This is a genomic window from Actinoplanes sp. NBRC 103695 (assembly GCF_030269485.1).
GTDB lineage: Bacteria > Actinomycetota > Actinomycetes > Mycobacteriales > Micromonosporaceae > Actinoplanes.
On record NZ_BSTL01000008.1, the window covers coordinates 161,729 to 179,076 of the forward strand.

A 17,348-nucleotide genomic window follows, 5' to 3' on the forward strand; every position below is an offset into this window, starting at 1 on the left:
GGCGAGTAGGCACCCGGGGGCCTGGCAGCCGGGCCTGACCCCACGCTCGGCGTAAGCGGCGGCAGCGACGGCGAGTAGGCACCCGGGGGCCTGGCAACCGGGCCTGACCCCACGCCCAGCGCAAGCGGCGGCGGCACTGACGGCGAGCAGGCACCCGGGGGCCTGGCAGCCGGGCCCGGCCCACGCCCGGCGCAAGCGGCGGCAGCGAAGGTGAGCGGGCGCGGGTGGCCTGCGGTTTCGCGCAGGAGCGGGATCGACGGAATCGCATGGGAACCGCATACTCGGTCCTGCCGATGAACGGGGGACGGTATGGAAACGCGGGTGGATCCGGCGGTCTTGGATGTCGCCGCTGAGCGGTGTGGCGGGCTGGCCGGGCGGCTGAAGCGGGCCGCCGGTGAGGTCGAGCCGGAGAGCCGGGCAGCGATCGGCGGGCTGGGCGGCGGGTTCCGGCTGCGCGGCTCGCTGGAGCGGGTGCTGGCGTCGCGGCTGGACGAGTTCGGGAAGTTCGAGAAGTACCTGCACGACCTGCAGGGGGCGTTGACCCGGACGGCCGGCGACTACCGGCGTAGTGACTCGGTGAGCGCGGACCGGTTCGCGTTCCTGCGGGAGGGCTGACCGGGTGGTCACGCTGGCCGAGTTGCGGGACGCGCGGTTCGGGGAGCTGGATCTGGCGGCGGACGCCTGGATCGCGTTCGGGAAACAGGCCGCGGATCTGTCGGCGGACACCTCGGCGGATCTGATCGGGCCGCTGCGGGCGTCGCCGTGGGCGGGTCCGGCCGCGGACGCCGCGTTCACCCAGCTGGACAAGGTGGACGACGAGTTCGAGGTGGCGGCGCTTCAGGTGCGTACCGTCGGGTCGCTGCTGGCCGGTGCCACCGATGAGCTGCGCGGGCTGCAGACGCGGTTGCGCGGGCTGCTCGACTCGGCGGCCGCGCAGGGGTTCGCGGTCTCCGACGACGGGTCGGTGACGCCGCCGCGGCTGACTCAGGCGGAGATTCATGACCCGGACGGGCAGTTGATCGCGCGGGAGCGCAACGGTGCGGCGCGGGATCTCGCGCGGCGGATCGGTGACGTGCTGACCACGGCGGCCGAGGCCGACAGCCGTTGCGCGAGGGCGTTGGATCAGCTGGTCACGAACGTCTTCGGGCAGGAGGCGTACGAGTACGACGACGCCACCGCGGATGCCCGGGCCGCCGCCGGCGCGCTGGGTCTGGCCGAGGCGAGCATCCCGGCGGCGGGTACGGATCCGCGGCAGGTGACGGCGTGGTGGCGTTCGCTCACGCCGGAGCAGCAGGGGCTGTTCCTCACGGCGTACCCGAATCGTCTGGGTGGTCTCGACGGCGTGCCGTCGGCGGACCGCGACCTGGCCAACCAGCTGGCCCTGCGGAATTTCGTCGGGGACAACGTGAACCGGCGCCGGGACCGGGACAACCCGGAGCAGGATCGGGCGCTGATGCTGCTGGACAAGCTGGAGCGCTCCGAGCAGGGGCCGGAGAACAAGCAGCTGTTCCTGCTCGGCGTCGACCCGGCGGGGGACGGGCGGGCGGTCGTCTCGTGGGGCAACCCGGACACCGCCGGCCGGACCGCGGTGGTCGTGCCGGGGGTGGGCACCGAGCTCGACGACATCCGCGGCCTGATCAACCGGGCGGGAAACATCCAGGACGCGGCGGCCGTGCTCAAACCGGACGAGCAGGTGGCCGTGGTGGCGTGGCTGGGCTACGACACCCCGGGCATCAACATGGACATCGTCAGCGCGGTCGGCGGCGACAAGTCCCGGGCGGGCGCGGTCGCGCTGGACGGGTTCGTGAACGGGCTGCACGCCACCCACGACGGGCCGGCGCACATCACCGCGATCGGGCACAGCTACGGCAGCACGGTGCTGGGCGAGGCGGCCGGCACGGGCGACGGGCTGGCGGTGGACGACCTGATCGCGCTGGGCAGCCCGGGCATGCGGGTGGATCACGCGTCGGAGTTCAACGTGCCGGAGAGCCACGTGTGGGCCGGCGCGGCGGCCGACGACAACTTCGTGGCCCGGCCGGAGCACACGGCGGCGAAGATCCCGCTGATCGGCGGCTGGATCGGGGAGAAGGCCGGCGACTGGATCCACGGGCCGGGGCCGCACTACGCGGAGTTCGGCGGGAACGTGCTCAAGATCGACACACACGGGCACAGCGGGTACTGGGAGAACGGCTCGATGAGCCTGCGGAGTCAGGCGGCGATCGTGGTGGGCGACTACGGCAACGCACCGGTGGAGCGCTGATGAGAAGGCTCATGGTCCTGCTGGCGGTCCTGCTGGTCGCCGGATGTCAGAAGGAGGGAACGACGGTGGAGGTCAAGAGCCGGGCCGAGGTGGAGACCGTGATCAGGGCCCAGGCCGGCGAGCTGCCGGGGGAGGTCGACGGGCTGCGCCTGAACAGCGCACCGTGCGGGAACGGCGACACGTGGAACCTGACCGGCATCGGCGCGATCCCGTTGGCCGCCGAGAAGCACGTCGCCACCCTGCGGGCGGTCAAGGAACGGTGGCAGGCCGACGGCTGGCAGATCGACGACGACCGGACGCTGCCGGACGGCGTACGCGGATCGCTCTCGGGTGTCACCCCCGACGGCGCCCTCACCGTCTCGCTCACCAGCAGCCAGCCGCCCAGGCAACTGGCCGTGATCATCGCCAGCCGGTGCTACCGCCCGGCACCGGGGGAGGACCCCGCGAATCAATGACGGCCACGTCGGGTAAGAAGACGCCATGACCGACGAACCTTTGTACGCCAAGTGGGGCTTCACCGACTCCGAGTGGGGCCTGCTTGTCGGGCTGCCGCAGGCCGTCCTCACCGCGGCCAGCGCCGCGTCCCAGGACGGCGCCCGCAAGACCCGTGCCGAGAACGAGGCCGGACTGGACAAGATCTCCGAGGCGCGGGCCTCGGCGAGCGGGCTGGTGGTCGAGATCGCGCAGGAGGCGCTGGTCTCGGCCGGCGACCCCGAGCTGGGGGAGGACCCGCCGGTGATCGAGCCGGCCGACCCCATCGGGTACGCCCGGGACGTGCTCGTCCGCGCCAAGGAGGTCAGTGCCGTCCTGGCCGCGAAGGCGACCCCGGCGGACGCGGAGACCTACAAGCACTGGCTGGTGGAGATCGCGGACACCGTGGTCGGCGCCGCCAGCACCGGTGGGGTGCTCGGCATCGGCGGGGAGGCGGTCACCGATCGGGAGCGGAACTTCCGGGACAACCTGGCGCAGGCTCTGACCTGATAAAACGGCGGTATGACGGTTGTTGACGAGCACGTGCAGGCCCGGCCCTCGCCGGGCCTGCGGCCGTTCGTCGCGCTGTACTCCGGGTACCGCCAGCGTGGCCTCGCACCGGCCCTGCACCGCGGGCTGCCGTCGCCGTACCTCACGCTCATCCTCACCCTGGACGAGCCGCTCACCATCCGTGAGCACCCGGACGGGAAGCAGGCGCCGGGCACCTACGACACGCTGCTCGGCGGTCTGCACCTCGCGCCCGCGCTGATCACGCACGACGGCGCCCAGTCCGGCGTGCAGATCGCCGTCCATCCGCTCGGCTGCCGCGCGCTCCTCGGCCTGCCCGCCGGCGAGCTCAGCGGCCTCGACGTCGACCTGCCCGCGGTGCTCGGCGACCGCGCGGCATCGTCCTTGCGCGCCGCCGTGCTGGCCCACGACTCCTGGGCCGGCCGGTTCGCCGCGCTCGACGCCGCGCTCCTGCGACTGTGCCGAGCAGATCAAGATCCACATCCCGATCTCGGGTACGCGTACGAGCGCCTGCTCGCCACCGGAGGCGCCGTGACCGTACGCCAGGTTGCGGCCGAGGTCGGCTGGAGCACCCGCCACCTGACCAGCAGATTCCGCGCCGAGACCGGCCTCGGGATCAAGGAGGCCGCCCGGGTGACTCGCTTCGACCGGGCCCGGCGGCGGCTCCGCCCCGGCGTGAAGCTGGGCGACCTGGCCGCCGCCACCGGCTACTTCGACCAGGCGCATCTGGCCCGCGACTTCCACGCCTTCGCGGGCGTGCCGGCCAGCCGCTGGCTGGCGGACGAGATCGCATTCGTCCAAGCCCGGGGCGTGCCGGACGGCGAGGATGGGTGGCATGACTGACACGACACCGCCGCCCACCGTGTGGCCCTCGTTGCGGGCGAACGACGCCCGGGCCCTGATCCGCTTCCTGGTCGACGTGGTCGGCTTCGAGGAGACCGCCGTGTACGGCGACGACGACACCGTCCAGCACTGCCAGCTGTCGTGGCCGCTCGGCGGCGGCGTCATGCTCGGCTCGGCGGCCGGTCGCGGCGACGACGACAAGTGGGCGCTGCGGCCCGGATCGTTCGGCTGCTACGTGGTCGCCGACGACATCGACGGCATCTACGCCCGGGTCAAGGGCGCCGGCGCGGAGATCACCGAGGAGCCCACCCGCACCGACTACGGCTCGTACGGTTTCGCGATGCTCGACCCGGAGGGCAACCGCTGGAGCTTCGGCACCTACCGGGGCGAGCCCCGCAAGGCCTGAGTCTGGTGGGCCCCGCCTCGCCCTCGGGCGATCCACGAGACAGGACTTGGCCGTCTTTCACCACCCGGCCAGAAGCACGACCTAGTCGCGTCCGAGCAGGCCCCGCTCGAAGGCGGCAGCCACCGCCGCCGCGCGGTCGCGCACGCCCAGCTTCGCGTACAGGTGAAGAAGGTGGGTTTTGACCGTCGCCTCCGAGATGAAGAGGCGCTGGGCGGTCTCCCGGTTGTTGCACCCCTGGGAGATCAGCGTGAGGACCTCGAGCTCGCGCTGGCTGAGCGGCTCGGCGGCGGGCGATCGCAGCCGGCCGATCAGCCGCCCGGCCACCGCGGGGGAGAGCACCGACTCGCCGCGGTGCGCCGCCGACACCGCCCGGAACAGGTCCTCGCGCGGGGTGTCCTTGAGCAGGTAGCCGGTCGCCCCGGCCTCGATCGCGGGCAGCACGTCGCGGTCCGTGTCGTAGGTCGTCAGCACCAGCACCCGGGCCTCCGAGCCGTCCTTGCGCAGCGCGCCGATCGTGGTGACGCCGTCCATGCCGGGCATGCGCAGGTCCATCAGCACCACGTCCGGCCGCACCGACCGGGCCACGGCCAGCGCCTCCCGCCCGTCACCGGCCTCGCCGACCACCTCGAACCGGTCGTCGCCGGCGAACATGCCGCGCAGGCCGTCCCGGACCACCGGATGGTCGTCGACGATGAGCAGCCGGATCACGCGGCGGCCCGCACACAGGCCGAGATGGCGGTGCCGGCGCCCGGCTCGGACTCGACCTCGAGGGTGCCGGCGATCCGGCGCAGCCGTTCCCGCATCGCGGCGAGCCCGTGCCCGCCGGACTCCGACGCCACCCGGGGCGCCGACAGGTCGAAACCGGCGCCGTCGTCACGGACGTCCAGCGAAACCACGTCTTCCATGTAGGACAGTGTGAGGGCCACCCGGGACGCCTCGGCGTGCCGGGCCACGTTGGCGAGCGCCTCCTGCGCCGCGCGCAGCAACGTCGTCTCGACCTCCGGGGTGAGCGGCCGCACCGTGCCGGTGGTGATCAGCTCGGCGGGCACCGCGTTCAGCGCCGACCAGCCGTCCACCACCTCGGTGAGCGCGTCCGGCAGCGCCGCTGCGGCAAGCTGCTGCGGGCGCAGCGCCTGCACCGACCGGCGCGCCTCGGTCAGCCCGTCCCGGGCGAGCCGTTTCGCCTGGTCCAGGTGCCGGCGATGGTCCGCGGGCCGGCCCTCGGCCGCGTCGGCCGCCTCCAGCTGCGTCACGATGCCGGTCAGGCCCTGCGCCAGCACGTCGTGGATCTCCCCGGCGAGCCGCTGCCGCTCGTCCAGCACGCCGGCCTCCCGCGCCTGGGCGAGCAGTTGCGCGTGCAGGCCGGCGTTCTCCCGCAGGGCGGCGGCCAGCTTCGCGTTCGCGTCGCCGAGCTCGACCACCATCTGCCGGCGGCGCTCCGACTCGGCGTCGTTCCGCATCGCCATCCGGGTCATGGACACGCCGATGACGATGTTGAATCCCAGCAGCACGAGGAAGCCCGGCAACACCGCCGGCTCGGCGATCACGGCGAAGCCACCGATCTGGCCGATCGCGCTGAACACCGCCACCCCGGCCGCGCCGACCAGTGCCCGCCGCCCCGACCATGCCGTCCCCACGAACATGTAGCCGGTCCAGATGAACAGCGCGAACAGCGGGCTGGCCAGGATGAGCAGCGGGAAGAAGCAGTACAGGCCGATCAGGAAGACCCGCATCACCGCCGGCCGGTCGATCCACTGCGGATGCAGGGTGATGAACCAGAACAGCCAGAGTGCCGCCGCGCCGGCCAGGCCCAGCCCCACCGCGATCGGCAACACCCGGGCGAAGTCCGTGATCAGCATCAGCACGGTGGAGCCGGCCAGCGCTCCGTACGGCAGCGTGCGGATCGCCCGCCGCCCGAATCCGTGACGCGTGTCCATGCCTTCGAGCCTGGCACGGCACCCATCAGCCGGAATCAACCGGTTGGTGGAGGCCGGGTTCCAGTTTCGCTTCCGGGGCGTCGGCCCCTGCGGCGAATCTGGAACTGGCCTAGACCTGCGCCACGGCCTCTTCCTCGGCGGGCTTACCGCGGCCGGTGACCGTGGCATAGACCGAGCCGATCTGGGACGCGACCCGCTTCCACGAGTACGCCTGGCGGGCCCGGTCCAGCGCGGCCGTGGCGTACGCGAACCGGCGAACCTTGTCGTTGACCAGCCGCCGCAACGCACCACCCAGAGCACGCGGATCGCGGGCCGCGACCAGGTCGCCGGTCAGGCCGTCCACGACGGTCTCGGTGAGGCCACCCACGGCCGTGCCGACGATCGGCAGACCGCACGCCATCGCCTCGAGCGGCGCCAGCTCGAACTGTTCCTGCCAGGGCGCGGCGACCAGCACGTCGGCCGACCGGTACCAGGCCGGCATGTCCTTGGCCGGCACCCCGCCGATCAGGCGCACCCGGTCGGACACCTGGAACTTCTCGGCCAGCGCCCGCAGCCGCCGCGCGGCCGGGTCGGACGCCAGCTGGTCCGGTGGCGGACCGCCGATGACGACGCACTCGGCGCCCGGCACGTACCGCATGGCCTGGATGACGTCGCCCAGGCCCTTGCGTTCGACCAGCCGGCCCACGGACAGGATCCGCGGCCGTTGCGGGTCACGTTCGGCGGACGGGCCCTCCGGCGTGAAATGCTCGCTGTCGACCCCGGCCGGCACGACGGTCAGCCGGGCCCGCGGCACCCCGATGCGCACCAGGCCCTGCACCTCGTCCTGGCTCTGCGCGACCACCCGGTCGACGGCCCGGCCCAGCGCTCGCTCGTACCCGGATCGGGAAGCGCCCCTGCCCTGCGTGGCAGTGGCCAGATCGGCCAGTTCGTGGAACGACTGCACCACCGGCACACCGACCTGACGGGCGGCGGTGACGGCGGCGAGCCCGCTCGTCCAGAAGTGCGCGTGCACGACCTCCGGTCGCCAGTCCGCGGTCCAGGCCTGCCGCAGCCACTTGGCGAAATCGCCCATGTGCTCCAGCAGGAGCTCCGGCGGCAGCGTCTCGGAGGGTCCGGCGGGGACATGCACGACGCGTACGCCGGAAGCCATCGTCACCACGTCGTCGAGGCCGTCACGGTCCCGCCGCGTGTACACCCGCACCTCGTGTCCGAGCTCGCCGAGAGCGGCCGACAGGTCGGCGACATGCCGCCGCTGCGCGCCACCGGTGGCGTCCCCACCGTCCGCGAGCGGACTGGCGTGCTCCGAGATCATCGCGATGCGCAACAGAGCCCTCCTCCAGCGAGTAACGCGGTGCAGATGCCCGAGGCCCAAATCTGTAAACATGAGCTCCGATGCGCCCCACCTTTCCGCAGCGTATCCCGCAGATCAGGCAGGGGACGCCCGGTACCGCCGCGCGTACTCCGCAAGGATCGGCTCCACCTCCGCGGTGGCCGCTTCCCACATCTCGTCGAAGAGCTCGTGATAGAGCCGGATGTCGTCCTTGCCCTGCGACGTCAGCGACGTGTTGAAGAGGTCGATCCCCAGCCAACGGTCGTCGACCAGCTCGAAGCAGTTGACGGCCGGGTTCGGCAGCTGGGCGGAGAACGGGATCACGCGGATGGTGATCCGGTCGTCGGTGGAGACCTTCTGCAGGAACTCGATCTGCTCGAGCATTCCCTCATCGCCGAGCACCCGGTTCGCCAGCGCCGCCTCGGACAGGACCACGAGGACGCGGGTACGCCCGGCGAACATGTTCTCGCGGCGCTGGACCTTGCCCGCCACGGCCTCGAGCAGCGCGGCCTCGGAGGGGGGCCGTCGCTTGCCGGTCATCATGCGGTGCGCGGTCTTCATCACGGTGTAGGCGTACGCCGTCGTCTGCAGCAGGCCGGCGATCGTGGTTGGCTGGAAAACCCGGATCGTTCTGCCTCTGAGCTCGTAGTCCGCCACCTCGCGTTGCTTGCCGGCGAGCTTCGCGCGCTGATCTGTCAGGTCGTTGTAAGCATCCTCCGCCTCGTCCACGAGCTGGGACACCAAGGCGGGCGGCAGCTGAAGCGCCTCGCCGATCCGGCGAACATCGGCCGGGTCGGGTTTGACCGCGCCGGTCTCGATGCGGGAGATCTTCGGCTGGTTCATACCGACGAGGGCGGCCAGTTCCTTCCCCGACAGCCCGGCGAGGCGGCGGTGGCGGGCCAGTTTCGCGCCGACGTGCGGACCGTCGGCTGGGTCGAGCGAACCGGATGACATGGCCCGCCCTCCTCGGTAGGGCTCGGTAATTCCTCAGTTGACCTTATCGACGGCGGCAAGGAGAAGGTCGACGGGGATTTCGACGAGTCTCTCTCCCTCGGGGATCTCCACGCCAGCGTCGGCAGCGTCGATCGAGTATCCCTGTACCACCAGGGTGCCTCGGTCGGTGCGGTAGACGGTGGGACAGGTACCGCTGGTGCACGAGTAGGCGATGCTCTCGAGGGTTAAGGGCGACTTATCCGACTTATCCATTTGAGTCACGCCCGTTGACTATTCCAAGGCGTTGAGGCGTGTGCAACATCATCTAATCTCAAATTGGTCTCATTACCCTATCGGGTATGCGCATAAAGCGCCAGTTCGCAATGCGAGATATTGCAATTAGCTAGATGGCTGATAACTAGGTGTCACCAGCAGGCTGGCTCTCCGCGGTGAATGACCTGGTCAGGCGGACCTCATTCATTTGTTCATCTACACTCTGTGCACATCGTGAATATGCATTGCTATTCACTTCGACCGGCTCCATATTCAGAGTCAGGGATGTTGCGATGCACTCCATGGTGGCGGGTAACGCGGCATCTGTGGCGTCGACGGATGGGGTCTGCTCATGCTCCCGATTCTCCGGCCCATCGAAGCGATCACGCCGAACGCCGGCGCTCTGGTGCTGCTCGTGCTGGCCGGTATCTGTCTCCTCATCGCCTTCCGGCTCGTCCCGCGGGCGGTCTCCGCCCTGGGCGAGCTGCTGGAAGCGGCGGCCGCCGCCGCGCTCGTCGCCGTCAGCGCCTGCGCGGCGCTGTTCTTCCTCACCGTCGCGTTGATCACCCTGCTCTGAGCGGAGGTCCCGGAGATGAACGAGTTCACTGTGCTGTGTGCGGTCGTCGCCCTGATCGCCCTGTTCGTCACGGCGGAGATCGTCTCGGCAGCGCTGCCGCTGATTCTGGTCGTCGCCCTGGTGCCGCCTGAGGAGCGGCCGGCGCTGGCACGGCTGATCGCCGCCGCGGACAGCTCGCGCAGGCTGCGAATCTGGCCCGCTCTGCGCGTGGCTGTCGCCGCCCGCCGCGACGCACGCCACATCGGCTCCCAGCGGTAGCTCGGCGCACGCCACGTCGGCTCCCGGCGGTTGCGCGGCGCGTCGGCTCCCAGCGGTACCGCTGCGCGCCGGCCGTTGGGGTGGGCGGACATAGTCCCGGGCGTCTCTTGAGGCCCGCGCCCTGTCGTCAGCCTCGGCGGTAGATCGCCCCGTTCGCCGCGTTGATCGCGGCCCGATAGGCGGCGCCCGTCAAGGCCCGGTCGCGCGCCAGGGCGGCCCGCGCCGCGTTGGCGCCCGGCACCCCGTGCACGCCGCCGCCCGGGTGCGCGGACGACCCGGCCAGGAACAGCCGGTCCACCGGCGTGTCCGGGCGTCCCAGCCCTGGGATCGGCCGGAAGAACAACTGCTGGAACGCGGCCGCCGTGCCCCCGCCGAGCGCGCCACCCACCAGTGACGGGTTCTCCCGCTCCAGATCCGCCGGGCCGAAGACGTTCCGGCCGACGACTTTGGCCGTGAAGCCCGGGGCCTGCGACTCGATGACCCGCTCCATCCGGGAGACCTGAACCGCGATGTCGTCCGGATGCCACTTCTGACGGAACGGCAGGTGCGTGTACGCCCACAGCGACTCGGTGCCGGCCGGGGAACGCGACGCGTCGGCCGTGGTCATCTGACCCAGCAGCATGAACGGGTCGGTGGGCAACTCGTCGGTCGACAGCTGCGCGGCGTAGCGGGTGAGACCGTTCATGTCGGCGGCCAGGTGCACCACGCCGGAACCGGCGACGGCCGGGTTCGTCCAGGGGACCTTCCCGTCGACCGCCCAGTCGACCTTGAGGGTGGCGCCGTCCCAGCGGAAATGCTCCAGGTCCTCGACCAGGCGCGGCGGCAGGGCGTGCGCGCCGACCAGGTCCAGGTAGAGCGCGGGCGCGGGTACGTCGGCCAGCACCGCCCGCCGCGCCCGGAGGTCGGCGCCGGCCGCCGTGCGTACCCCCATCGCTCTGCCTCTTGCCATCAGCACCCGGGTCACCGGCGCCTGGTAGATGATCCGGCCGCCCCGCTCCCGCAGCCGCTCGACCAGCGCGGACGTGATCTGCTGCGCGCCGCCGACCGGGACCGGCCAGCCGTTCTCCTGCCCGAGCATCGCCAGCAGCCAGCCGGAGATGCCGCCGGCCGCGTCCTCCGGTGACAGGTCGGTGTGCAGCGTGCACCCGGCCAGGGCCAGCTGGGCGCCTTCGCCGCGGAACAGTTCCGTCCCCAGTTGCCGCGCCGACAGCACCAGCTGCCGCGCCAGCCGCATCGTGCCGCCCACGCCGAGCTCCCGGACGACCCCCGCACCGTGCCGCACCGGCGGAAAACCCCCGAACAAGGCCGGGACCAGGTGGTGGGAGATGTCACACCATTGCGCGTACGCCGCGCGCCAGCGCTCACCGTCACCCGGCGCGAACGTTTCCATCGACGCCATGGTCCGGTCGACGTCCCGGCTGACCGTCGCGGCCCGGCCGTCCGGCAGCAGATGCGTCAGTACATCCGGGGCGTGCGTCCAGACGAGGCCGTGCTGGTGCAGGTCGAGGCTCTTCATCACCGGCGAGGCGTACCCGAGGGGGTAGAACGAACTGAAGAGGTCGCTGAGGTAGCCCGAGGCCGTCACGTGGCCTGAGCGGACCGCGCCACCGGGCTGTGGGGTGGCCTCGACGACGAGCACGTCCCAGCCCGCGTCGGCGAGCAGATTGGCCGCGACCAACCCGTTGTGGCCTGCGCCGATGATGATCGCGTCCGCTGTCACACGGTCGACGCTACCGATGATCGGTTTTAACCGCCTCCGCTCGGGCACCAGTTTGTTCGAAGGGGAGTGATTCACCGTGAGTACGGTTACCGAGTACATCGATGTTGACGTCCCGGTGCGGGCGGCTTACAACCAGTGGACTCAGTTCGAGGAGTTCCCGCAGTTCATGAGCGGCGTGACCGAGATCCGTCAGCTGGATCCGACCACGACCCACTGGAAGACGGACATCGACGGCGTGAAGCGCGAGTTCGACGCCAAGATCACCGAGCAGTTGCCCGACGAGCGCGTCGCGTGGAAGGCCACCGAGGGCACGAAGCAGGCCGGCGTGGTCACGTTCCACCGCCTCGCCGAGACCCAGACGAGGGTGACGGTCCAGATGGACTTCGAGCCCGAAGGCGTGGTCGAGCAGGCCGGCGACAAGCTGGGCTTCCTTGACCGCCAGGTGAAGGGCGACCTGAAGAAGTTCAAGTCGTTCATCGAGTCCCGCGGAGGCGCGGAGACCGGCGCCTGGCGCGGCGAGGTAGACCGCCCCGGCGCGTAGATCTCGCGCCGCATACGGAAAGGGCCGCCGGCACACGCCGGCGGTCCTTCCTATGCCCGCGAACGGGCTCGAGCGTCGATCCGCATGCCTGCCTTGCCCGCGGCTCGCCGGTCGTTCCGGCGGCTCTCCGCTTGATCCGGTGGTTCTCCGGGGGTGTTCCCGCGGCTGTTCGGGTGTGTCCTCGTGGCCCTTCCCGGGTAGACGCAGGGTATGACCGATCAACAGCCGGAAAGCGCCTGGCGCAACGAGGACAAGCTGTCGGTGGAGTCCCTGTCCGAGGCCATGGCCACCTGGGACACCGACGGCCAGAACGACCCGACCGACAACGGCGCGGGCGAGGAGCAGGCCTTCGGCCACGAGGCCCACGCCCAAGACGCCCACGCCCAAGACGCGGAGCAGAACGCCACCGACCCGGACCGCGAGTTCCGCCCCAGCACCACGGGCCGCAGCGGCCCCCACTGACCCATCCGTCGTCGCCGCTCCGGACCTGGAGCGGCGACGACGCTGTCAGGGGCCTACGTCCGCCGCTGCCGCCTGATCATGACCACGATGATGACGGCGCCGATCGCCAGCACGAGAAGGGCCGCCAGGACGCCGAGAACGATCGGCACGACCTCTCGGAGCCGCACCGTGTCTGAGGGGTCCGAGTCACCCGGAGGCGCGGCCTGCACGGGCTCGTCCGCCGACCCGGTCGGTGCCGCCGCGCTGTCCGCCGGCGCCGGCCCGACATCGTCGGTGAGCGCCTTCACGAGATTGAGCCGCCCGAAGCCGTAGCTGTCGTCCCGCCCCTCAGGCCCTGCGTCCGTGGCCGTGGCGGTGAGCCGGTGGATCACGTCGGCAGCAGACAGGTCGGGGTACTTGGCGCGAATCAGCGCCGCAGCGCCGCTGACGACCGCCGTCGCTTGGCTCGTTCCTCTCGAAAGGCTGTAGCCCGACTTCGTGATGCCGGTCGACACGATGTCGACGCCGGGGGCGACGATGTCGACGCCCTCGTTGGCGACGGAGAAATCCGCGACGTTCCCGTCACGGCCGATCGCGCCGACGCTCAGCACTTCCGGATACAACGCGGGGTACGCGCCTTTGGCGGCCTCTCCCTTGTTCCCCGAACCGCCGACCAGAACGATGTCGGCCGCCCGCGCGCGGCGGATCGCCTCCTGGAGGCTGGCGCTGGAGGGACGGACAAAGGACATATTTATAACCTTGACGCCGTGTTCCACCGCGTAGTCGATCGCCTTGACGATGCCAGTCCCGTCGGAGAGGCCTTCGGTCGGAGCGCCGATGGACAAGACCTTCGCCGATGGAGCGATGCCGAGCACGCCATTGTCACCGCCATGCCCGCGGCCCGCGATGATGCCCGCCATCTCGGTGCCATGCCCGTCGCGGTCCTCGAGACCGTCGGCGCTGCCGAGGGGGTTGGTGTCGATTCCCGGAAGGAGCGCGGACCGGAGATCTCGGTGCTTGGCATCGACGCCGGAGTCGATCAAACCGACCGTAACCCCGGCACCGGTGCTTATCCGGTGAGCCTCCGCGATGTCGAGCGCTTTCAAATGCCACTGCTTGTCACGGACCGAGTCGGCCGAAGCCGGAGCGGCCGGGACCGCGGTCACGGCAAGTGCGATCGCCGCCGCGGCCAGCAGCCGGTTCGATCGGCTACGAATCACCGGCTACGACCGATGACGCCCGGCCCGGGGTCGTGCCGGACGACGCTGGTGTCCGGCACGATGACCGGCGCGACACCGCTGTCGACCCCCCACATCTGATCGGCTTCGCCGCCCGGCAAGGTCTCGTCCTCGGACTCGCCGTTCGCCCCACGTCCGGTCTGGCCCGGCATCATCTGGCCGCCGACACCGACACCGACGCCGCGGCCGCCCGGCTGACCGCCGATGACGGCTCCGGACGGCATTCCCTGCCGCATCGGGACCGGCTGGCGGCTGATGCCCGCGCCGGGGCGTCCGACCGCCGGGCCCACCATCGGCATGCCGACTCCCGCGCCCATCCCGAGCGCACCCGTGCCGATCACCATGCCCGTCGAACCTCCGCCGCCGCCGAGAGGGGAGACCGGAGGAAGCGCAGGGCTGCCTAGGTTTCCCGGCGGGATCGTCGTCGAGGCCGGCGTAATTACCCCGGCCAGGTCGACACCGCTGTCGGGGGTGGGCCCCGCATCCGTCGGAGGAACAGCCGGACCACCGCCGGCACCGCCGTTCGGACCGTCCGGCATGCCCTGGATCGGCGGCGGGTCGTTCGGCACGGTTACCGGAATGGGTGTAGCCCGAATCGCCGGGCCTGCTGACCCGGACCCGGACCCTGATCCGCTACCCGAGCCGTCGGACGAATCCCCACCCAGATCGGTGCTGTCGTCACCGACGCTTCCGCCCATGACGAAGGGCTCGGGGTACTGGATCTGGTTGAGGTGCTCGCTGATGGCCCTCTCGGCGGCCTCCATCGCGCGCTGCGCCTTCTCGTCGTACTCGTCCTCGGCATGGTCGATCATCCGGGGGACGATGTCGTCGGAGGCATCCGCTCGCTCGGACACGAGCGGACGGATCGTCGCCTGCGCCGTGCCGATCGCCTCGATCACGCCGTGCAGCCCCAGGCGGGTGTTCTCCGCATAGGTGAGGGTCTGGTCCATCGAGTCGGCGAGCTTGGTGAGGTAGCTGAAGAAGTCGTGCGCGGACTTGTTCTTCTCGGGTGACCAGCCGGCGGCGAGCTCGTCGCCTGCCTTCTTCAGCCGTCGGTGCTGTTCACGAACGGCCTGGGCGAGGTTCTGCCAGTCGAGCACGCGGTCGGCGCCGGTGCACTGGTTCTCCTTCTCGACCATGCTCCAGATCGCGGGAAGGTTGAAGCTGCTCCAGTTGCTCATCAGACCGCCCTCCTCGCGCCGTTCTGGGCGCCGGCGATGATCGCGTTGGCCTTCGCGATAGCGGCGTCCATCATCGAGTTCACGCGCAGCGTGGTGTCCGCGGACTCTCGGTCGGAGGTCTTGAACTCGCGTGCGATGTCCTCGGCGACGTCAGCGAAGATCTCGGCGGCCTGCTGGTAGGCGCGCAGGTTGGCCTCGGTGTTCGCCAGCGCGACCGCGTAGCGGCCCTTGGCCTGCTGCACGATGTCGCTCATCGTGATGTTCGCGCCGAACGGCACGCCGTAGGCGTGCAGTCGCGTGCCACGATTTGCGGCCTGGCTGAAGCCCGTGGCCGATTCCGATCGCATTCCCGTAGCGAAATCGCCCACCTGTCCAGTGTCGATCTCCACACCGTCTGCCATGCCGCTGCCTCCCCGTGTTGCCAACCTCGGCGGATACAGCATATCGACCCGCACCGACATTTCTGCGCCCGTCCACAGCCCGGAAGAAACGAACCCATAACGCCTCGGGCCCTCGGTCATGAATACGCGCGCCGCCGCAGAATCGGTTCCGGGTGGCTCAGTGCGGGGGCGGGCACCTCGTCGGGGTGGGTCGGGCTACACCAGGGTGAGCAGCTTGTTCTCGGTCACCACGGGCACCGAGAGGGTCTTGTAGCCGACCTCGTCGAAGAGGACCGTCATCCGGTCGTCCTCGTAGCCCATCACCATCCCGGCGCCCCACTCGTCGTGGCTGACCTTGCTGTGCACGGGGAAGGGGTCCTTGCCGGAACGCCTCGGCGGGGGCTCGACGGTGCCGCTGGCGCAGTTGTCGCAGTGGCCGCAGGGCTTCTTCATCTGCTCGCCGAAGTAGGTCAGCAGGGCTTGCGTACGGCACGCCTGGGTTTCCGCGAACCCGCGCATCATGTCGGTGCGGGACCGCTCGATCGCCTGCAGCCGCTCGTACTCGTCGAGGGCCGCCTGGGCCGCCGCGGCCGGGAGCGGCGCGAAGACCGGGACCGTCCACTTGTTGCGGTCGCCGGCCCTGGCCGCGCCGACCTGTTCGAGCAGGCCGAGCAGCGAGCCGAGCTTGCGGGGGCCGAGCCCGGTCTTGTCCTTCAGGGCGGTCTTGGTCTGCGGCCCGTCACGTAGCGCGGCCGCGAGCTCACGGATCTCCACCAGGTCGGGCGCCCCGCCGGTGAAGAAGCGCTGGATGCCCTCGTCCTCGGCGCGCCAGAGCAGCAGCGCCCGGGAGTCCTGGCTGTCGCGGCCGGCGCGGCCGATCTCCTGGAAGTAGGCGTCCGGCGACCCGGGCAGGGCGACGTGGGCGACCCACCGGATGTTCGGCTTGTCGATGCCCATGCCGAACGCCGACGTGGCGACCATGATGTCGACTTTGTCCGCGGTGAAGTCGGCGTGGCGGGCGGTCCGCTCCGACGCGTTCAATCCACCGTGATAGAAGGTCGCGTTGTATCCGGCAGCGACCAGGCTGTCCGAAAGATCCGATGCGTCCCGCCGGGTGGCCACGTAGATGATGCCGGGCGACGGCGTCGAGTCGAGCAGGGCGTGCAGCTTTCGCGTGCGATAGGACTCGTCGGGGCAGTACGCGACCTCGAGGAACAGGTTGCGCCGGTCCAGGCCGGACACGTGCACCTCGGGCTTGCGTAGCTGGAGCCGCTCGATGATGTCGTCGCGCACCGGCGGCGACGCGGTGGCCGTCAGCGCCAGGACCGGCGGCCGGCCGATGCCCTTGATCAGGTGCCCGATGGAGAGGTAGTCGGGCCGGAAGTCGTGTCCCCAGGCCGAGATGCAGTGCGCCTCGTCCACCGCGACCAGGCCGGGCTTCAGCGCGCGTACCTCGGCCATCCGATCCGGGTCGCTGAGCTGTTCCGGCGTGATGAAGAGGAACTCCGCGCGCCCGGAGCGGATCTCCTCGATCGCCGCGCGCTGCTGTGCGGGCGTCTCGGCCGAGCTGACCCGGACGGCTCGAGTCTCGGGGTGGCCAAGAGCGTTCAGCGCGATGATCTGGTCCTGCTGGAGGGCCAGCAGCGGGGAGATGACCACCGTCGGGCCGGGCAGCAGCACCGCGGGAATCTGGTAGATCGCCGACTTGCCGGCGCCGGTGGGCAGCACGACCAGGGCGTCCTTGCGGCGCAGCACAGCGCGCATCGGCTTGAACTGACCGGGGCGCAGCGAGGGCCAGCCGAAGTACTTGCGGGCGACGCGGCGCAGACGGGGTCCGTAGACGGGAAGTTTCATCGAGCGTGCCGGATACCCGCGCCGGCCGTCACTTGAACATCCGGCGGATCGCCCAGAACAGGATCAGGGCGGCCAGGGCGACGCCGAGGAGCTTCACCGCGTGCACCTGCGACCAGTCGACCACATCGGGAGTCTAACGGTGCCTCTTCGTACACATCTAATAGGAAGGTTTGTTGA

At 70.7% G+C, this 17,348-nt stretch carries 20 protein-coding genes; 10 read left to right on the plus strand and 10 right to left on the minus strand.

The features are described from left to right. Positions 1-309: 309 nt before the first annotated feature. Genes QSK31_RS15930 through QSK31_RS15955 form a run of 6 tightly spaced genes read left to right on the plus strand, consistent with a single transcriptional unit; the run spans position 310 to position 4,508 of the window. Complete coding sequence (locus tag QSK31_RS15930) at positions 310-615, plus strand: hypothetical protein (RefSeq protein ID WP_285684695.1); 306 nt, start codon at positions 310-312, stop codon at positions 613-615. Between the two features lie 4 nt (positions 616-619). Beyond that, positions 620-2,260, plus strand: a complete 1,641-nt coding sequence (locus tag QSK31_RS15935) for an alpha/beta hydrolase (RefSeq protein WP_285684696.1) — start codon at positions 620-622, stop codon at positions 2,258-2,260. Then, positions 2,260-2,715, plus strand: a complete 456-nt coding sequence (locus QSK31_RS15940) for a hypothetical protein (RefSeq protein ID WP_285684697.1) — start codon at positions 2,260-2,262, stop codon at positions 2,713-2,715. The genes QSK31_RS15935 and QSK31_RS15940 overlap by 1 nt, the downstream gene beginning before the upstream one ends. A gap of 25 nt (positions 2,716-2,740) precedes the next feature. After that, positions 2,741-3,241, plus strand: coding sequence for a hypothetical protein (locus QSK31_RS15945; protein WP_285684698.1), 501 nt, complete (start codon positions 2,741-2,743; stop codon positions 3,239-3,241). A gap of 12 nt (positions 3,242-3,253) precedes the next feature. Then, a complete protein-coding gene (locus QSK31_RS15950) occupies positions 3,254-4,102 on the plus strand; it encodes an AraC family transcriptional regulator (RefSeq protein ID WP_285684699.1) in 849 nt (282 codons plus the stop codon). Continuing rightward, positions 4,095-4,508 carry a VOC family protein gene (locus tag QSK31_RS15955; protein ID WP_285684701.1) on the plus strand — a complete coding sequence of 138 codons (414 nt, stop codon included), beginning with the start codon at positions 4,095-4,097 and terminating at the stop codon, positions 4,506-4,508. Before QSK31_RS15950 ends, QSK31_RS15955 begins: the two co-directional genes overlap by 8 nt. A gap of 81 nt (positions 4,509-4,589) precedes the next feature. On the opposite strand, the gene QSK31_RS15960 is transcribed toward QSK31_RS15955, so the two are convergent. The 5 genes from QSK31_RS15960 to QSK31_RS15980 all read right to left on the minus strand — a co-directional run bounded on the left by QSK31_RS15960 (position 4,590) and on the right by QSK31_RS15980 (position 8,981). Continuing rightward, positions 4,590-5,216, minus strand: a complete 627-nt coding sequence (locus tag QSK31_RS15960; RefSeq protein ID WP_285684702.1) for a response regulator — start codon at positions 5,214-5,216, stop codon at positions 4,590-4,592. Next, entirely contained in the window at positions 5,213-6,445 is a 1,233-nt protein-coding gene (locus tag QSK31_RS15965; RefSeq protein ID WP_285684703.1) for a sensor histidine kinase, read from the minus strand. The genes QSK31_RS15960 and QSK31_RS15965 overlap by 4 nt, the downstream gene beginning before the upstream one ends. Before the next feature lie 109 nt (positions 6,446-6,554). Then, a complete protein-coding gene (locus QSK31_RS15970) occupies positions 6,555-7,769 on the minus strand; it encodes a glycosyltransferase (RefSeq protein ID WP_285684704.1) in 1,215 nt (404 codons plus the stop codon). 102 nt (positions 7,770-7,871) lie between these two features. Next, entirely contained in the window at positions 7,872-8,729 is an 858-nt protein-coding gene (locus tag QSK31_RS15975) for a helix-turn-helix domain-containing protein (RefSeq protein ID WP_285684705.1), read from the minus strand. 33 nt (positions 8,730-8,762) lie between these two features. Further along, positions 8,763-8,981: a hypothetical protein gene (locus tag QSK31_RS15980; protein WP_285684706.1), complete on the minus strand. Its 219-nt coding sequence runs from the start codon at positions 8,979-8,981 to the stop codon at positions 8,763-8,765. A 352-nt stretch (positions 8,982-9,333) separates the two neighbouring features. On the opposite strand from QSK31_RS15980, the gene QSK31_RS15985 reads away from it, so the two are divergent. Further along, on the plus strand, positions 9,334-9,558 hold the full coding sequence (locus tag QSK31_RS15985; RefSeq protein WP_285684707.1) for a hypothetical protein: 225 nt from the start codon (positions 9,334-9,336) through the stop codon (positions 9,556-9,558). Positions 9,559-9,573: 15 nt separating this feature from the next. Further along, on the plus strand, positions 9,574-9,816 hold the full coding sequence (locus tag QSK31_RS15990) for a hypothetical protein (protein WP_285684708.1): 243 nt from the start codon (positions 9,574-9,576) through the stop codon (positions 9,814-9,816). Positions 9,817-9,943: 127 nt separating this feature from the next. Here the strand turns inward: QSK31_RS15990 and QSK31_RS15995 are convergent, their stop codons facing one another. Further along, the gene (locus QSK31_RS15995; RefSeq protein WP_502872971.1) at positions 9,944-11,554 is read right to left on the minus strand and encodes a phytoene desaturase family protein; all 1,611 of its coding nucleotides are present in this window, start codon (positions 11,552-11,554) and stop codon (positions 9,944-9,946) included. A 58-nt stretch (positions 11,555-11,612) separates the two neighbouring features. Between QSK31_RS15995 and QSK31_RS16000 the strand changes: the two genes are divergently transcribed. Further along, on the plus strand, positions 11,613-12,077 hold the full coding sequence (locus tag QSK31_RS16000) for an SRPBCC family protein (RefSeq protein ID WP_285684710.1): 465 nt from the start codon (positions 11,613-11,615) through the stop codon (positions 12,075-12,077). Between the two features lie 210 nt (positions 12,078-12,287). Then, a complete protein-coding gene (locus QSK31_RS16005; protein ID WP_285684711.1) occupies positions 12,288-12,539 on the plus strand; it encodes a hypothetical protein in 252 nt (83 codons plus the stop codon). Between the two features lie 53 nt (positions 12,540-12,592). On the opposite strand, the gene QSK31_RS16010 is transcribed toward QSK31_RS16005, so the two are convergent. From QSK31_RS16010 to QSK31_RS16025, 4 genes are all read right to left on the minus strand, one after another. Then, positions 12,593-13,738 (minus strand): S8 family serine peptidase, encoded by a 1,146-nt coding sequence (locus tag QSK31_RS16010; protein ID WP_285684712.1) that lies wholly within the window; start codon positions 13,736-13,738, stop codon positions 12,593-12,595. Continuing rightward, on the minus strand, positions 13,735-14,937 hold the full coding sequence (locus QSK31_RS16015; protein ID WP_285684713.1) for a hypothetical protein: 1,203 nt from the start codon (positions 14,935-14,937) through the stop codon (positions 13,735-13,737). Before QSK31_RS16015 ends, QSK31_RS16010 begins: the two co-directional genes overlap by 4 nt. Next, positions 14,937-15,458: a hypothetical protein gene (locus QSK31_RS16020; protein ID WP_285684714.1), complete on the minus strand. Its 522-nt coding sequence runs from the start codon at positions 15,456-15,458 to the stop codon at positions 14,937-14,939. The genes QSK31_RS16015 and QSK31_RS16020 overlap by 1 nt, the downstream gene beginning before the upstream one ends. A 75-nt stretch (positions 15,459-15,533) precedes the next feature. Beyond that, complete coding sequence (locus QSK31_RS16025; protein WP_285684715.1) at positions 15,534-17,171, minus strand: RecQ family ATP-dependent DNA helicase; 1,638 nt, start codon at positions 17,169-17,171, stop codon at positions 15,534-15,536. Positions 17,172-17,348 lie beyond the last annotated feature (177 nt).

Coding starts and splice junctions, on each gene's coding strand:
- QSK31_RS15985 (WP_285684707.1), top strand. CDS start 9,334: ATGCTCCCGATTCTCCGGCCCATCGAAGCGATCACGCCGAACGCCGGC.
- QSK31_RS16005 (WP_285684711.1), top strand. CDS start 12,288: ATGACCGATCAACAGCCGGAAAGCGCCTGGCGCAACGAGGACAAGCTG.
- QSK31_RS16020 (WP_285684714.1), bottom strand. CDS start 15,458: ATGACCGAGGGCCCGAGGCGTTATGGGTTCGTTTCTTCCGGGCTGTGG.
- QSK31_RS15930 (WP_285684695.1), top strand. CDS start 310: ATGGAAACGCGGGTGGATCCGGCGGTCTTGGATGTCGCCGCTGAGCGG.
- QSK31_RS16025 (WP_285684715.1), bottom strand. CDS start 17,171: ATGAAACTTCCCGTCTACGGACCCCGTCTGCGCCGCGTCGCCCGCAAG.
- QSK31_RS15980 (WP_285684706.1), bottom strand. CDS start 8,981: ATGGATAAGTCGGATAAGTCGCCCTTAACCCTCGAGAGCATCGCCTAC.
- QSK31_RS15950 (WP_285684699.1), top strand. CDS start 3,254: ATGACGGTTGTTGACGAGCACGTGCAGGCCCGGCCCTCGCCGGGCCTG.
- QSK31_RS15975 (WP_285684705.1), bottom strand. CDS start 8,729: ATGTCATCCGGTTCGCTCGACCCAGCCGACGGTCCGCACGTCGGCGCG.
- QSK31_RS16015 (WP_285684713.1), bottom strand. CDS start 14,937: ATGAGCAACTGGAGCAGCTTCAACCTTCCCGCGATCTGGAGCATGGTC.
- QSK31_RS15955 (WP_285684701.1), top strand. CDS start 4,095: ATGACTGACACGACACCGCCGCCCACCGTGTGGCCCTCGTTGCGGGCG.
- QSK31_RS15965 (WP_285684703.1), bottom strand. CDS start 6,445: ATGGACACGCGTCACGGATTCGGGCGGCGGGCGATCCGCACGCTGCCG.
- QSK31_RS15945 (WP_285684698.1), top strand. CDS start 2,741: ATGACCGACGAACCTTTGTACGCCAAGTGGGGCTTCACCGACTCCGAG.
- QSK31_RS15940 (WP_285684697.1), top strand. CDS start 2,260: ATGAGAAGGCTCATGGTCCTGCTGGCGGTCCTGCTGGTCGCCGGATGT.
- QSK31_RS15990 (WP_285684708.1), top strand. CDS start 9,574: ATGAACGAGTTCACTGTGCTGTGTGCGGTCGTCGCCCTGATCGCCCTG.